Annotated in this window: 12 protein-coding genes; 4 read left to right on the top strand and 8 right to left on the bottom strand. The window is 72.3% G+C overall.

Features of this window, described 5'->3' with window-relative positions; translation table 11 throughout:
- Positions 1 to 4: 4 nt before the first annotated feature.
- The 4 genes from chvE to ACFWRO_RS13680 form a co-directional block, all read right to left on the bottom strand.
- The gene (chvE, locus tag ACFWRO_RS13665; protein WP_384508957.1) at positions 5 to 1,126 is read right to left on the bottom strand and encodes a multiple monosaccharide ABC transporter substrate-binding protein; all 1,122 of its coding nucleotides are present in this window, start codon (positions 1,124 to 1,126) and stop codon (positions 5 to 7) included.
- Positions 1,126 to 2,145 (bottom strand): hypothetical protein, encoded by a 1,020-nt coding sequence (locus tag ACFWRO_RS13670; RefSeq protein WP_384509195.1) that lies wholly within the window; start codon positions 2,143 to 2,145, stop codon positions 1,126 to 1,128. The genes chvE and ACFWRO_RS13670 overlap by 1 nt, the downstream gene beginning before the upstream one ends.
- A 73-nt stretch (positions 2,146 to 2,218) precedes the next feature.
- Positions 2,219 to 3,244 (bottom strand): zinc-binding dehydrogenase, encoded by a 1,026-nt coding sequence (locus ACFWRO_RS13675; RefSeq protein WP_384508960.1) that lies wholly within the window; start codon positions 3,242 to 3,244, stop codon positions 2,219 to 2,221.
- Entirely contained in the window at positions 3,241 to 4,407 is a 1,167-nt protein-coding gene (locus tag ACFWRO_RS13680; RefSeq protein ID WP_384508962.1) for a mandelate racemase/muconate lactonizing enzyme family protein, read from the bottom strand. Before ACFWRO_RS13680 ends, ACFWRO_RS13675 begins: the two co-directional genes overlap by 4 nt.
- Positions 4,408 to 4,630: 223 nt before the next feature.
- On the opposite strand from ACFWRO_RS13680, the gene ACFWRO_RS13685 reads away from it, so the two are divergent.
- A complete protein-coding gene (locus tag ACFWRO_RS13685; protein ID WP_384508965.1) occupies positions 4,631 to 5,401 on the top strand; it encodes an IclR family transcriptional regulator in 771 nt (256 codons plus the stop codon).
- Positions 5,398 to 6,270, top strand: coding sequence for an SMP-30/gluconolactonase/LRE family protein (locus ACFWRO_RS13690; protein ID WP_384508968.1), 873 nt, complete (start codon positions 5,398 to 5,400; stop codon positions 6,268 to 6,270). The genes ACFWRO_RS13685 and ACFWRO_RS13690 overlap by 4 nt, the downstream gene beginning before the upstream one ends.
- Positions 6,271 to 6,357: 87 nt before the next feature.
- Here the strand turns inward: ACFWRO_RS13690 and ACFWRO_RS13695 are convergent, their stop codons facing one another.
- The 3 genes from ACFWRO_RS13695 to ACFWRO_RS13705 all read right to left on the bottom strand — a co-directional run bounded on the left by ACFWRO_RS13695 (position 6,358) and on the right by ACFWRO_RS13705 (position 10,211).
- Positions 6,358 to 7,131, bottom strand: coding sequence for a hypothetical protein (locus tag ACFWRO_RS13695; RefSeq protein WP_384508971.1), 774 nt, complete (start codon positions 7,129 to 7,131; stop codon positions 6,358 to 6,360).
- Between the two features lie 71 nt (positions 7,132 to 7,202).
- Complete coding sequence (locus ACFWRO_RS13700; RefSeq protein ID WP_384508973.1) at positions 7,203 to 8,870, bottom strand: carbohydrate binding domain-containing protein; 1,668 nt, start codon at positions 8,868 to 8,870, stop codon at positions 7,203 to 7,205.
- Between the two features lie 198 nt (positions 8,871 to 9,068).
- Entirely contained in the window at positions 9,069 to 10,211 is a 1,143-nt protein-coding gene (locus ACFWRO_RS13705; RefSeq protein ID WP_384509198.1) for an AI-2E family transporter, read from the bottom strand.
- Positions 10,212 to 10,362: 151 nt separating this feature from the next.
- On the opposite strand from ACFWRO_RS13705, the gene ACFWRO_RS13710 reads away from it, so the two are divergent.
- Positions 10,363 to 11,214: a DMT family transporter gene (locus ACFWRO_RS13710; protein WP_384508976.1), complete on the top strand. Its 852-nt coding sequence runs from the start codon at positions 10,363 to 10,365 to the stop codon at positions 11,212 to 11,214.
- Positions 11,211 to 12,437, top strand: coding sequence for an MFS transporter (locus ACFWRO_RS13715; RefSeq protein WP_384508979.1), 1,227 nt, complete (start codon positions 11,211 to 11,213; stop codon positions 12,435 to 12,437). Before ACFWRO_RS13710 ends, ACFWRO_RS13715 begins: the two co-directional genes overlap by 4 nt.
- On the opposite strand, the gene ACFWRO_RS13720 is transcribed toward ACFWRO_RS13715, so the two are convergent.
- A complete protein-coding gene (locus ACFWRO_RS13720) occupies positions 12,425 to 15,352 on the bottom strand; it encodes an NHLP bacteriocin export ABC transporter permease/ATPase subunit (protein ID WP_384508982.1) in 2,928 nt (975 codons plus the stop codon). The genes ACFWRO_RS13715 and ACFWRO_RS13720 overlap by 13 nt on opposite strands.
- Position 15,353 lies beyond the last annotated feature (1 nt).

The following is a 15,353-nucleotide window of genomic DNA, read 5'->3' on the forward strand; positions in this document are numbered from 1 at the left end:
ACGACTAGTTGAGGTCGCTCGCCTTGATGTAGCCCGAATCGACCAGCGCACTCTGGTAGTTGGACTTGTCCACATTGACCGGATCGAGCAGGAAGGCCGGGACGACCTTCTTCTCGTTGTCGTACGTCGTGGTGTCGTTGACCTCGGGCTTCTTGCCGTCGAGCAGTGCGTTGACCATCTGCCCGGCCACCTTGGCCAGTTCGCGGGTGTCCTTGTACACGGTCTGGGTCTGCTCGCCCGCGATGATCGACTTCACGGACGCGACCTCGGCGTCCTGCCCCGTGACGAGGGGCAGCGGCTTGCTCGCGCTGCCGTAGTCGTCGGACTTCAGGGCGGACAGGATCCCGATGGAGATGCCGTCGTACGGCGAGAGGACCGCGTCCACCCGCTCGTTGGCGTACGAGGAGGTGAGCAGGTCGTCCATCCGCTTCTGGGCCTGACCGCCGTCCCAGCGCAACGTCGTCACCTGGTTGAGCTTGGTCTGTCCCGACCGGACGACCAGCTGCTTCTTGTCGATGTACGGCTGCAGGACGTTCATCGCGCCCTGGAAGAAGTAGCGGGTGTTGTTGTCGTCGTTCGAGCCGGCGAACAGCTCGATGTTGAACGGGCCCTTCTTGCTGCCGTCCTTCAGGCCCAGCTTCTCGACGAGGTAGCCGCCCTGGAGTTCGCCGACCTTCTCGTTGTCGAAGGACGCGTAGTAGTCGACGTTCGGCGAGCCGAGGATCAGCCGGTCGTAGGAGATCACCGGGATCTTCGCGTCCGCCGCCTGCTGGAGGACGTTGGCGAGCGCTCGGCCGTCGATGGCGGCGATCACCAGCGCGTCCACACCCTGCGTGATCATGTTCTCGATCTGGGAGACCTGTTGGTCCGGGTCGTCCTCGCCGTACTGGAGGGTCGTCCTGTACCCGTACTTCTCCAGGCTGCTCACCATGTTCTTGCCGTCGGCGATCCAGCGTTCGGACGACTTGGTCGGCATGGCGATGCCCACCGTCAGGTCCTTCGTGCCCTTCTCCTCCTTCGCCCCGCCCGACCCGCTCTGGCCGCAGGCGGAGAGGGCGAGGGCGAGACAGGCGGTGAGGACGGCGGTGGTGGCGGTGGCGGATCGGGGGAGTGCGCGCATGGTCATCAGTCCTTGTCCGTGAGGGGGATCGGGTCGGGGAAGCGGTGGAGGGGGCCCGGCAGCCGGGAACCGAGCGGGGACATCCCGCCGTCCGCGCCGTGCCGCGCCAGCAGATCGAGGGCGAGCCTGCCCCGCCGTACCCGCTCGCGGGCGGTGGCGAGGACCGTCTCGCGCAGGTGCAGACCGGAGGGATAGAGCGAAGGCGCCTTCGACAGGCCGAACTTGAGGTACAGCGGTGCGCCCCGCCGGATCAGCTCGGCGACCTCGTACATCCGGACGTAGCCGCCCAGGTCGTCGGGTGCCTCGATGTACATGTCCATCGGCGCGGCGCTGACCCGGCGGATCTCGGTGAGGTGCGCGAGCGGCAGATCGCTCGGCACGTTCACCGAGTCGGCGCCGAGGCGTTCGTGGACGGCGTACGCGGCCGGGTTGACCGGGCCGATCAGCGCCGAGACCTTCAGCGTGGTGTCGGCGGGGATCACGCCGTGGCGCCGGGCCTGGTGCAGCGTCCACAGCACGCCCTCGTCCGCCACCAGCAGGCACCGGACGCCCAGTTCGGTGGCGCGGACGGCGTCCTCCACGCAGCCGGCGACCGCGTCGTGGCCCCGCGCGCGCAGGCCTCCGCCGCGCGAGTCGCTGCGGACCGAGCCGCCGATGTCCCAGGTGCCGCGCGGGCCGGTGAACAGACAGAGTTCGACGCCCCGTTCGGAGCAGGCCCGCACCATCTCGGTGATCTCGCCGTCGATGAGCATCCAGGCGCCGCTGCCCTGGCTGACCCGATGGACCGGCACGTCGAGCCGTGCGGACTCGGCCAGGACCGCCTCCAGGGCCTCGGGGCCTTCCACGGACGGCACTTCGGTACGCCAGGTGCCGCCGTCCGGGAAGGAGTGCGGGGAGGCGTCGGCGGGGGATAGGGCGGGGGCGTCGAGCCCGAGGACGGCGAGCGCGGGTTCGCCGGGGCGGCGGGGAGGGGAGGGAGCGGCTTCGGTCACGAACGGGTCCTCCGTGTTCGGCAGGTCGGACATGGTTCGGGCGAGGAGGCGGGGGTGTCCCACGGGTCGGGCGAGGAGGCAGGAGAGACTCACGGGTCGCATGGGGTCATGGCCGGAGCAGCACCTTTCCGACCTTGGGGTCGCCGCTGCCGACCAGCTCGATCGCCTGCGGGAACGCGCCGAGCGGGAGCTCGTGGGTCACGAGCGCGCCGAGGTCGAGCAGCCCCGCCCCGAAGGCGCGAACCGCGTGGGCCCAGGCCGTGGGCGGTGCGCCGAAGACGGTGTGGAGGGTCAGCCGGCCGGTGACGAGCGCCGTCGGATCGAGGCCGGCCGCCCCGGGCGCGGGGATGCCGGTGAGGACGACCCGGCCGCCCCTGCGGGCGAGGCTCACGGCGGTGCGGGCGGAGCCGGGGGCCCCGGCGGCCTCCACGACCAGATCGCACCGTCCTTCGAGCCCGGCCGCCGACTCGACGACACCGGTCGCCCCGAACTCCCGTGCCAGCTCGGCACGTTCGCGACGTGGTTCGAGGACGTGCAGCTCGGCGGGTGAGGAGAGGGCGAGCAGCTGTACGGCGATCAGGCCGAGGGCCCCGGCGCCTACGACGGCCACCCGCTCGCCGGGCCGTGGAGCCGCGGCGAGCGTCGCCGCCGCCACGCAGGCGGCCGGTTCCAGGAGGGCGGCGGCCGTCAGGTCGGCGTCGTCGGGGAGTACGTGCAGCAGCCGGGCCGGGAGCGTCAGCGTGGGCGCCATCGCGCCGGGCCGGGTGAAGCCGGTCTCGTCGTATCCGGCCGTGCAGAGGGTGGTGTCGCCCGTATGACAACGTTCGCACGACTGGCAGTTGCGGAAGCCCTCACCGACGACCTTCCTGCCGAGGAGCCCCTCGGGGACGCCTTCGCCGACCTCGGCCACCGTGCCCGACCACTCGTGGCCGGGGACGACCGGGTAGCGCATGTACCCCTCGGGACGTGTGCCGCCGTACACCTCGCGGTCGCTGCCGCAGACCCCGCTCGCGTGCACCCGGACCAGCGCCTCGCCCGGGCCCGGCGGGACCGGCTCGTGCGGGACGAGCCGGTGGACCCCCGGCGCGTCGATCACCACGGCGAGCCCCGGGCCGCCCGGCGGCCGGCTCACGAGGCGCCGCCACGAGGCGCCGGGACGCGCCGCTCCCAGCCGTCCGCCCACAGGTCGAAGCGTGCCTGCCGCTGCGGGAATTCGGCCGCCGCGTCGGTGTCGAGCTCAACGCCGAGACCGGGCGCGTGCGAGAGCTGGAAGTAGCCGTCCACCACCTGAGGGGCGCCCTTCACCACCTTCTTGATCTCCGCGTCCGCGAAGTCGTTGAAGTGCTCCAGGATCTTGAAGTTCGGGGTGGTGAAGCCGACTTGGAGGGAGGCGGAGGTGAGCACCGGGCCGCCGACGTTGTGCGGGGCGACCATCATGTAGTGCGTCTCGGCGGTCGCGGCCAGCTTCCGGGTCTCCCAGATGCCGCCGAGGTGGCCGACGTCCGGCTGAAGGATGTCGACGGCCTGGCTCTCGAACAGCTCACGGAACTCGATCCGGTCATGGACGCGTTCCCCCGTCGCGATCGGGATGTCCACCTTCGCCGCCACCTTCTCCAGCGCCTTCAGGTTCTCCGGGGGGACCGGCTCCTCCAGCCAGGCCGGTCGGAACGGCGCCAACTCGTGGGCCAGCCGGATCGCCGTCGCAGGGGCGAACCGGCCGTGCATCTCCAGCATCAGCTCCGCGTCCGGCCCGATCGCGTCGCGCACGGCCTCGATCAGGGAGACCGCGTACAGCGAGTCCCGGTGGGAGAGTTCGAGGTGCCCGGTGCCGAACGGGTCGATCTTCAGGGCCCGATAGCCCCGCTCGACGACCGCGCGGGCCGCCTTGTGGTAGCCCTCCGGGGTCCGCTCCGTCGTGTACCAGCCGTTGGCGTAGGCCTTGACCTTGTCCGTCACCTTCCCGCCGAGCAGTTGCCAGACCGGCACGCCGAGCGCCTTACCCTTGATGTCCCAGCAGGCCATCTCGACCACCGCGATGCCCGACATCACGATCTCCCCGGCCCGGCCGTAGTCCCCGTACTTCATCCGGCGGACCAGGTCCTCGATCGCGAAGGGGTCCGACCCGGCGATGTGATTGGCCTCGGCCTCGCGGAGGTAGCCGAGCAGCGCGTCGGTGTGGCCGAGCATGCGGGTCTCGCCCACACCGGTCAGCCCCTCGTCGGTGTGGACGAGGACATAGGTCAGGTTCCGCCAGGGAGTTCCGACGACATGAGTGCTGATTCCCGTGATGCGCACGGCAGTTGCCCCTCGATCTCGTTCGAAATTTCGTCACGCGTTCGAAATGTAGGCGTGACCGTAGGGGCTGGTCCGGAGCATGTCAACGCCTCGCGCGCGACGGACGCACTGCGGGTGGCGCGACCATTGCCGGGTCAACGCGCCTGTGGTTAGCCTGTGTTCGCGATATCGACAGCTGACCGGCATACCGAACGACGGCGACACGAGGGGTGGGTGAGTGGCGATGGGACGCCAAGTTCCCGCGGTGGCGAGAGCGCTGGACATACTGGAGCTGTTCCTGACGGGCGACGAGACACTCGCCGCCCCGGACGTCGTCCGCAGGCTGGGCCTGCCGCGCACGACGGTCCACGAACTGCTCACCACCCTGACCGCGCGGCACTATCTCGTGCCCGCCCCCGAACACCCCGGCCGCTACCGGCTGGGCGTGCGCACGTATCAGCTGGGCAGCCGGTACGCCGAGCAGCTCGACCTCGCCGCCGAAGGTCGCCAGGTAGCCCGCGAGGTCGCCGAGATCTGCGACGAGACCGTCCACGTCGCCCTTCTGGAGGACACCGACGTCATCTACGTCGCCAAGGTCGACTCCACCCACGCCGTCCGCATGGTCTCCGCCGCCGGCCGCCGCCTCCCCGCCCACTGCACCGCCGTCGGCAAGATGCTGCTCGCCTCGCTGCCGCCGGCCGAGCTGGACAGCCGTATCGACGGGCGCGAGCTCGTCGCGATGACACCGCACAGCATCACCGCCCACGACGCGCTCCGCGCGGCCCTCGCCGAGATCCGCGAGCGCGGGATCGCCGTCGAGCACCGGGAGTCCAACCCCGACGTGAGCTGCGTCGCCGCGCCCGTGCGCGACAGCTCCGGGCGCGTGGTGGCGGCGCTCTCCGTCTCCGTCCCGGTCATCCGGTGGAGCGAGGACCGCGAGCGCGACCTCGCCGAACTGGCCGCCAAGGGCGCCGCCGACCTCTCCGTACGCCTCGGCCATCGGGGCACCCGATGACGGCCGAACTGGCCGTCGCCGTACGGGAACAGGCGGCGCTGGGGGAGGGCCCCACCTGGGGCGCGGCGGCGCGGAGGCTGATCTGGGTCGACATCCTCGGCTCGCGCGTCCACACGTACACGCCGGAGACGGGTCGGCGCACCGTCATGGCCACCGAGCAGCACGTCGGCGCGGCCAAACCACGCGCCGACGGCGGCCTGGTCGTCAACCTCAGGGACGGCGTGGGCAGTTACGCCCCGGACGGCTCCTTCACCTGGCTCCTGCGCGACCCCGTCCCGGGCCGCCGCGGCAACGACGCGGCCGTCGCCCCGGACGGGTCCCTGTGGGCGGGCACCATGCGCTACGACGAGGCGCCCGGCGGCGGCAACTTGGTCCGCATCGCCCCCGACGGCACCACCCGCGAGATGCTCCCCTCGGTGGCGGTCAGCAACGGCATCGGCTGGAGCCCGGACGGCTCCCTCCTCTACTACGTCGACAGCCCCACCCGCCGCATCGACGTCTGCCCCGCCGACGCCGAACTCGCCACGCACCGACGCCCGTTCGCGACGATCGAACCCGGCGCCGGCTACCCCGACGGACTCACCGTGGACGCGGACGGCTGCGTGTGGGTCGCCCTCTGGGACGGCGCCCAACTCCGCCGCTACACCCCCGACGGAACCCTGGACCGCGTCGTCCCCCTCCCGGTCCACCGCCCCACGGCATGCGCCTTCGGCGGCCCGGACCTCCGCGACCTCTACATCTCCACCGCCCGCACCGGCCGGCCCCGCCCGCACCCGCTCTCCGGCTCGCTGCTGGTGTTGCGCAACGCGGGACGGGGCCTCCCGGGCGTTCCCTTCGGGTCACCTGAAGTAGTCGACCGGTTCGGCTGATTCCTCGGCGGGAGTGAGCTGTCAGGGGCGGGCGTCGGTTAGCCCGAAGACGCGGGGCAGTACGTCCCCGTCCTGCACCCCGATCGGTCAGCCGAGCGACTCGCGCGCCGTGGCTGCCCTTGCGTGTGCCTCGCGGGAGGCGTCGGCCGCCTTGGTCGCCGCCGCGCGGGCCTCTCGGCGGGCGGACCTTGCCCGGCGCAGCTCCTCTTCTAGGCGGGCCACCTGGGCGTCCGCCTCCGACGCGCGGGCTTCCGCCGCCCGAAGGTCTTCGTCCCGCAGGGCGGCTTCCGCGGCTGTCCTTTCCGCCACCTCGCGGGCGCGGGTGTCGGGCTTGGCGGCCCTGGCGGGCTTGGACGGCGGTCTCGGTGGAAGGCTCTCCGGGGTGATGAGGCCGAAGCCCACCGGGGCCTCCGGGGGCTTCGCGAGGCGGCCGGCGGACCACGCCGCCGCGATGTCCGGGTCGGCGAGCACCGCACGCAGGAGCTGCTCGACCTCGTCCCTGACCGAGGCGCTCAGCGGCTGCCCCGCCTCCTCGGCGAGCGCCGCCGTCACGCGGACCTCCGCCGCGACGACCTTGTTCTGCTGCCCGGCCGCCTCTCGGAACGTCTTCGGGTCCAGGTGCCGGTGGGCCTCCTGGAGGGTCTCGCCGAGGGCGAGCAGCCGCCGGACCTCCTCCGGCCGTTCCCGTACGAAGCGGTTCGAGGCCCAGGCGGCGAGAGTCGGCCGGCGCAGCGCCGCGATCCGCTTCGCGCCGGCCGGGTCCTCGGCGCTCCTGGCCTCGGCCGCCCGGGCGTCCCGGGCCGCGACGAACTCGCCCGGCGCCACCCCGTACAGCTCATCGATGACCTGCTCGACGTCCATGGATCTCACTCTGCACGACCGCGCCGCCGCGAGCCGGGAACGGCCCGCGACGGCGCGGTCGGCGAGCGGGGTCAGCCGGTGAACCCGGCCGTGATCGAGGTGAACTGCCAGTCGCTCTGGGCGATGCCCGAGCAGTTGCTCGTCACCCCGCCGCCCGCGCAGCCCCGGTCGCGGTTGACGGACCAGAAGGCGAGCCGGGCGATGTGGTTCGTGTTCGCCCAGTCGCGGATGCTCGTCCAGGTCTGCGGGCTGGTGAGCTCCTGCTGGTCGGAGAGGCCGTTCATGCCCGAGATCCCGAGGTGGGCGTAGGCCGTGGCGTCGTCCCAGCCGAAGACCGCCTTCAGCTTGTCCTTCAGGCCGTTGGCCGCGTTCACGGTGTTGCCGTACATGTCGGCACCGCCGCCGAAGTCGAACGGCATGATGGTGAAGACGTCGATGTCCGCGTTCAGCGCCTTCGCCTGCTCGATCAGCCGGTTGCCCCAGTACGTCGGGCCGGTCGTCGAGGTGCCGAAGGTGACGATCGTCCTGAGCCCCGGGTTGTTGGCCTTGACGGTCTTCAGGGCGGTCAGGACCTTGTCCTGGACGGCCGCGTTCTCGAACTCGTCGGTGTTCTCGATGTCGACGTCGATCGCCTTGAGCCCGTACGCGTCGATCACCTTCTGGTACGCGCCCGCCAGGTCGGCCGCCGTCGCGCAGTTCGGCCCGAGCTTGTTGCCCGACCAGCCGCCGATCGACGGGACGATGTCGCCGCCCGCCGCCCGGATCGCGTTGATCGTGGACTGGTCCGTGCCGCCGGTCAGCGGCCGGCTGCCGTCCCAGGCCGGATTGCAGCCGCCGGAGGAGAGGATGAACGCCATGGTGAACCACTTGATGCCGGTCGCGTTCATCACCGTCGAGACGGCCGGCGGATCGCCCCAGCCGAGGTAGAGGTACGGCGCGGCCTGCTTGAAGCCGCCACCGCCACCGCCCGGGTCGGTGGTGACCGAGATGCTGTTGGACGCGCCGGAGGTGTTCCCGGCCGCGTCGCGCGCCTTCACGGTGAAGGTGTACGCGGTGGACGGCGCGAGCCCACCGACGGTGGCGGAGGTCCCGGTGACCGTGGAGACGAAGGAGCCGCCCCGGTAGACGTCGTACCCGGTGACGCCGACGTTGTCGCTGGCGGTGTTCCAGGCGAGCGTGGCGCTGGAGGAACTCTTGCCGGTCGAGCGCAGATTGCCGGGCACGCTCGGGGCCTGGGTGTCGTCGCCGCCTCCGCCGCCCGGTCCGTCGAGGCTGACGTCGTCGGCGTGGTAGGTGCCCTGGCCGTACCACCCGTGGGTGTAGATGGTCGCGCTGGTCTGCGAGGCACCGGTGGTGAAGCTCAGCGAGAGCTGGGTGTACGAGGCGGCGGACGGCGTCCAGGTGGAGCCACCGCCGTCCACCCCCAGGTAGACGTACGCGCCTCGGACCCAGGCGGAGAGCGTGTACGCGGTGTTGGGCTTGACCGCCACGGTCTGGCTGCACTTGGCGTTGTCGCTCGCGCTCGCCGCTCCGGCGAGGGCCTTCGTACCGGAGTGCGTGGGGGTGGAGACGACGGAGCCGAGCCCGCCGGTGCACGACCAGCCGGAGAGCGTGCCGGCTTCGAAGCCGGCGTTGGTCAGCAGGTTCGCGGCCTGGGCCGACTGGGGCAGCGCGACCACACCGGTCGCGCCGAGCAGCACACCGGCGACAGCTGCCGCCAGGCGATTTCGGGTACGCAAGAGTCCTCCCGGGGGTGAAGGGGTGGAGGGAGCGGAGGGGATGGACGGGGTGAGGGGGAGTGCGGGGAGCGCGCAGAGAGCGGAATGAACGGGAGTGCGGCAGCCACAAGTTGGCCTAGACCAATAGGGTCCGTCAATAGGCCTGTCGTGACGGGTTCACGCCAACCCGCGACGCCGGACGCCCCGCGTCCGCCGCGCTCACCCCTCCGTCGCCTCGCCCTGGCCCTCGCCCTTCCCCGCCCCCGCGTCCGCCGCCTCCCCCTCACCCTCGCTGTCACCCTCACCCTCCGCCCCGCCCGCGTCCCGCAGCGCCACCCGCACCGACCAGATCACCGACACCAGCGGCACCGCCACCACCGCGCCCACCACACCGGCGGCGATCGCGCCCGCGATCACCGAGATCGCCACCACCAGCGGGTGCAGCCGTACCGCCCAGCTCATGACGAGCGGGTGCAGCAGATGGCCCTCGATCTGACCGATGATCACGATCAGGCCGATCACGATCGCCGCGATCCACGGGCCCTGCGAGGCCAGGGCCACGACCGCCGCGACCGCAAGGGCGATCGGCGAACCGATCAGCGGCACGAACGCGGCGACGAACTCCAGGAGCGCCAACGGGACCGCCAGCGGCACCCCGAGCAGCCAGAGGGCGAGCCCGACGAGGGTCGCGTTCACCGCCGCGACCAGCACGATGCCGTGCGTGTAGCCGGTGAACGTACGCCAGGCCGCCCGGCCGCCGACGTCCATGCGTTCGCGCACCCGCCCCGGCAGCTGCTCCTGCAGCCATCCCCACTGCCGGTCTCCCGAGTGGATGAAGAACACCGAGCAGAACAGCGCGAGGGCCAGTGTGGTGAGGACCGCGACCAGCCGGTGGGCGCCGCTCATCGCCTCGCTGATCAGGGCCGAGCGGTGGCTCGACAGGAACTGCCCGATCCTGCTCTGCACATCCGTGAGCGCCTCCGGGTTCAGCCGGAAGGGCGGCCGCTCCAGCCAGTCCTCGATCCGGTCGATGCCGTCACGGAACTCCCGTACCAGCGTCGTCCGCTCGCCCTCCACAGCCTCACCGACGAGGGCCAGCACGCCCAGGACCAGCGCGAGGCTGCCGAGGATGGTGATGGCGACCGCCAGCGGGCGGGGCAGCCCCTTGGCGACGATGTCCGCCACCGGGCGCAGCAGTGCCGTGACCACCAGACCGAGGAAGACGGCCACCCCGATCTCGTGGAAGCGCCCGAGCAGCGCGAACAGGCTGTACACCAGCGCGCCGACGACGAGCAGCCGCCAGGCGTAGGCGGCGGCGGTACGGAGGAACGGGATCACCTGTGGCGGTGTGCCGGGCTGCATGTCGACGACGTACCACCACGGACCCGGCCGCCCACGCCCGCGGCCCCGGATTCGGCCGACCGGCGGCAGGAGGGGCGCGTACCGGGTGAACCGCGCGCCCCCGCCGGTGTCGGCGCCCGGCCGTCCGGCGGCGACGGTGACCATCGGGAGGATGAGTGTCGTCCTGCCGGTCCTCTTCGCCGTGTGCGCCGCGTTCAGCAACGCGCTCGCCACGGTGCTGCAGCGCCGTGCCGCGCTCACCGTCCGTCAGACCGACTCGTTCCGGCCCGGCCTGATCCTCGATCTGCTGAAGCGCCCGCTCTGGCTGGCCGGGATCCTCGCCGTCATCGTCGCGGGAGTCGGGCAGGCGGCGGCCCTGGCGACCGGCCCCCTGTCGCTCGTACAGCCGCTGTTCGTGCTCGAGCTGCCGCTCGCGCTGCTGATCGCCTCGCTGATGACACGGGAGCGGCTGCCGAAGGCGCAGTGGGGCGCCGTGGCGGCGGTGGTGCTCGGCCTGGGGGTGGCCCTCATGGCCGCCTCGCCCGACGGGAACCGCACGCACGTGGCGCTCGACCGCTGGATCCCGGCGCTCGCGATCGCCGCCGGCGCGGTCGTGGCCCTGACGGTGGCCGGCTTGCGGAGGCCGGCAGGGCGCGCCCGCGCCGGGTGCCTCGGCGCCGCCACCGCGATCTGCTACGCCCTCACCGCGGGGCTGATGAAGACGTCCATGCACATCCTGGACGACGACGGCCTGGCCGGCTTCCTGACCGCCTGGCAGACGTACGCCTTCTGCGTGGCCGGGATCGCGGCGCTCCTGCTGCTCGAACACGCCATGCAGGGCGGACCGCTGGTCGCCTCGCAGCCCGCGCTCACGCTGGGCGACGCCACGGTGAGCCTGATGCTCGGCATCCTGATCTACGAAGAGGACGTACGCGTGGGCTGGTGGCTCGTACCGGAGACGCTGGGCGTCGCTCTGGTCGTCGTCGGCGTGTTCGCCCTCGCGCGGGGCGAGGCGGCGACATGACCGGCGAAGCCGCTCCGACCGTACGGAGCACCTCCCGCCACCGAGGGCGCCTCGGCTACGTCGCGGCGGCCGTCGTCTTCGCCATCGGCATGGCCGGCACGACGATCCCCACCCCGCTGTACGGTCTCTACCGCGAGGAGCTGGGCTTCTCCGAGCTGATGGTGACGGTCATCTTCGCCAGCTACGCCGTCGGAGTCATCGCCACCCTCCTCCTCGTGGGCAACCACTCCGACCGGGTGGGCCGCCGGCCCGTCCTGTGGGCGGCGCTGGGGTTCGCCGCCGCCAGCGCACTCTTCTTCCTCTTCGAGGGCGGACTGCCCTTCCTGTTCGCCGGCCGGCTCCTGTCGGGCTTCTCCGCCGGGCTGCTGAGCGGGGCGGGCACGGTCACCGTGCTCGAACTGGCGCGGCCGGACCGGAAGTCCCGCGCGGGCTTCGCCGCGACCGCCGCGAACATGGGCGGCCTCGGCTGCGGGCCGCTCCTCGCGGGGTTCCTCGCGGAGTACGCCCCGGAGCCGCTGATTCTGCCGTTCCTCGTCCACCTCGGCCTGGTCGCCGTGGCCTGCGTCATCGTCCTCTTCCTGCCGGAGACCGTCGAGCATCCACGGCTCCGCAGCCGGCTGCGGCCGCAGGGGCTGTACGTACCGCCCGAGGTCCGAAGCGTCTTCACGCCCTCGGCGCTCGCCGCCTTCGCCGGGTTCGCGCTGCTCGGCCTCTTCACGGCGGTGGCCCCGAGCTTCGTCGCGCAGACCCTCGACATCACCAACCACGCCGTCTCGGGTCTCGTGGTCTTCTCGGTGTTCCTCGCCTCGACCGTGGGCCAGTCGTGGACGGCCCGGATGCCCGGGCGCGTCGCCCTGCCGCTCGGCTGCGCGGTCCTGGTGCTCGGGCTGCTCCTCGTCGGCGCGTCCCTGTGGGCGGAGACCCTGCCGCTGCTGATCGCCGGCGCGGTCTGCGGCGGGATCGGCCAGGGGCTCGCCTTCCGCGCCGGACTGACCGCCGTCGGCGAGGCCGCCCCGCCCGCGCACCGGGCGGCGACGGTCTCCTCGTTCTTCGTCGTCGCCTACACGGGCATCTCGCTGCCGGTCGTGGGCGTCGGCGCGCTGACGATGTGGCTGGGCCTGGACGCCGCCGGGCTGATCTTCACCGGCTGCGTGACCCTGCTCGCCACGGCCACCGGGCTCTATCTCGCCCGTGGCCTGCGGGAACAGGATCAGCGCAGTTGACGGCGGACCAGTTCGTGGAACAGTCCGGTCGTGTCCGCGAGCAGCTCGGCGGGTGACCCCTGCTGGACGATCCGGCCGTCCGCCATGGCGATCACCCGGTCGGCATCCATGATCGTGGACAGCCGGTGGGCGATCACCACCCGGGTGGCGTTCAAGGCCCGCGTGGACTCGATCACCACCCGCTGCGCCTCGTTGTCGAGCGCGCTCGTGGCCTCGTCGAAGAAGAGCACCCGGGGCCTGCGGATCAGCGCCTGGGCGATCATCAACCGCTGCCGCTGACCGCCCGAGATGGTGCCGCCACCGTCGGACAACATCGTGTGCATGCCCATCGGCATGGCCTTGATGTCCTCGGCAAGACCCGCCATCGCGGCAGCCGCCCACGCGTCTTCGAGGGGGAAGGTCTCGGCGCCGCAGATGCAGTCGAGGATCGTGCCGGAGAAGGGCTGGGCGTTCTGCAGCACGACACCGCACTGGCGGCGCACGGCCGCCTGGTCGAGCGCCGCCAGGTCCTGCCCGTCGTAGCGCACGCTGCCGGACGAGGGCCGGTCGAAACCGATGAGCAGTCGCAGCAGTGTCGACTTGCCGCAGCCGCTGGCGCCGACGACCGCCACGAACTCGCCCGGCCGCACCCGGAAGTCGACCCCGTCGAGGACCAGGGGACCGTCGTCGGTGTACCGGAAGGACAGGTTCTCGGCCTCGATCGCCCCGCTCAGCTCGCCCGGCTGGGCGCTGGAGCCCCGTACCTCGGGCGTCTCCCGGAACACCGGCCTGACCTGTTCGAACATCGGCTGCACGGCGGCGGCCGACAGGAGCGCGCCGGTCAGCTGGGTGACCGAGGACAGCAGCATTGTCACGGCGGTGCTGAAGGTGAGGAACTCGCTGGCGGACATCGAGCCCCGGGCCGGTCCGGCGAGGAGCATGAACATCACGAGCGTGCAGAGCGGCAGACAGACCGCGCCGAGCACGGTGAGGACGTTCGCGATCCGCCCGACGCGCTGCTGGAGCTCCCGGGTGCGGGCGAACTCGCCCGCCCAGGCCGCGTACGCGAAGCTCTCGGCCGCCGCGACACGCAGCTTGGCGAGCCCGCGCAGGGTCTGGAACGCCTGGTTGTTGAGCTTGTTGCCGAGCCGGACCAGCCGCCGCTGGTACCGCAGCTGCCACAGCCCCAGGCCCAGGAACACCGCCGCGACGACGGCCAGCATCGCGAGCGCGGCGAGTGCCAGGGGCACGCTGTACACGAGCAGCAGGACCAGGTTCATCGTGCCGACGGTGCCGGCCTGGACGACCACCGGGCCGGTGCCGGACACCACCCTGCGGATCGCGCTGATGCCCATCGCCGCACTGGCCAGCTCTCCGGTGGAGCGGCCCGCGAAGAACCGGGTCGGAAGGCGCAGCAGCCGGTCCCAGACGGCGGGCTGGAGAGTGGCCTCGATACGGCCCTCAAGACGCAGGATGGTGACGTTCTGCAGCAGCATGAAGGCGGCCGAGACGACGGCGGTCGCGAGGATCGCGAGCGCGGTCTGCACGATGAGCCCGGTCTCGCCCCGGGGCACGTAATCACCGAGCACCTTGCCCGTGGCGATGGGCACAAGCGCGCCCAGACCGACCGCCACCAGACCGGAGAGCAGCAGCGTCCGCAGCTCCGACCGGGTGCCCCGCACGCTGAAGCGGAGCAGGCCGAGCAGGCCCAACGGCCGGTCGGGCAGCGGACGGTAGAGCATGACGGCGCGCGGCGCGACCAAGGAGGCGCCGGCCTTCCCGAGGCGCTCGCGCGTGCCGGTGGCGGGGTCCACGGCCTCGTACCGTCCGCGCCGCCAAAGGAGTGCGACGGGGGCCTCGTCCGCCTCGCGCCGCCCCACGAGCGGCCCGCTGTTCTCTCGCCACCAGCGGCCGTCGAGCCGGACGACCCGGGTACGGATCCGGGAGGCGAGCGCGATGCGTTCGACGGGGTCGAGGCGTCCGGGGAGGCCGCTCGCCTCCGCCGCCCCGGCCAGCGTGATCCGGGCCTCCTCCGCGACCAGCCGGCAGACGGCGTACGTCGCGTCGTCACTCGCGCGCGCCCGGGAGCCCTCGCCGGAAGCACCCGAAGCACCGGCCGCACCGGACGCGCCCGACCGGTCGATCGAGGCGAGCAGCGCCCGGTCCGCCTGCGTACGGGCGGCCCGGCCGGCCTCGATCCCGGCCGCCGTGCGGTCCTCGTGGGCGCGCTCCAGCTCCTCGATCCAGCTGTCCAGGGCGTAAAGCAGCCGGAACTGCTGGTCGACCATCCCCTGCCACATCGTCGGTTCGACGAGGAGCGTGCCGGCGGCGTCGTCGCCGTACCCCTCGTAGGCGGCCCCGTAGAGGACGCTGCCGGGGGCGATCTGCATCCACAGGATGTCGTCGTCCGCGCCACCGGACTCGTTGCCCGCCCCGCCGTCCAACGGTGCCTGGTACAGCACCCGCAGGCCGCGCCCGATGCCGAGCGCGAAGGCGTGCTCCAGCGGGCTCAGGCGCGGCTCGGCCGTCCCGTACGGGTCCTGGTCGGCGTACCACTGCCCGCCGTACCACTGGCCACCGTAAGCCTGACCGTCGTACGGCTGAGCCCCGTAGGCGTACGGCTGCAGTTCGCGCAGCTCCACGCGGCGCAGCAGGCAGCCCTCCAAGGGGCGCCCGATGAGCGTGTGCTCGGGTCCCTCCACCGGGCCGAGCAGCAGGGTGCCCGCCTCCAGACGGCCCAGGAAGTGCCAGGGGCCGAGCTGCGCGGCGTCCACGGCGAACAGGTCCATGGCGCCGTCGACGACGAGCCACAGCACGTGCGGGCCTTCGAGGGGGACGCTGCCCAGGCCGGTGCAGTCGACCACGGTGCCCAGGCCGCCGAGGGCGGCGACGACGGGGTCGACGCCGACGGCCGTCGGCTGGTGAGGGAACGTCACC

It is taken from the genome of Streptomyces sp. NPDC058579, assembly GCF_042718575.1.
GTDB lineage: Bacteria > Actinomycetota > Actinomycetes > Streptomycetales > Streptomycetaceae > Streptomyces.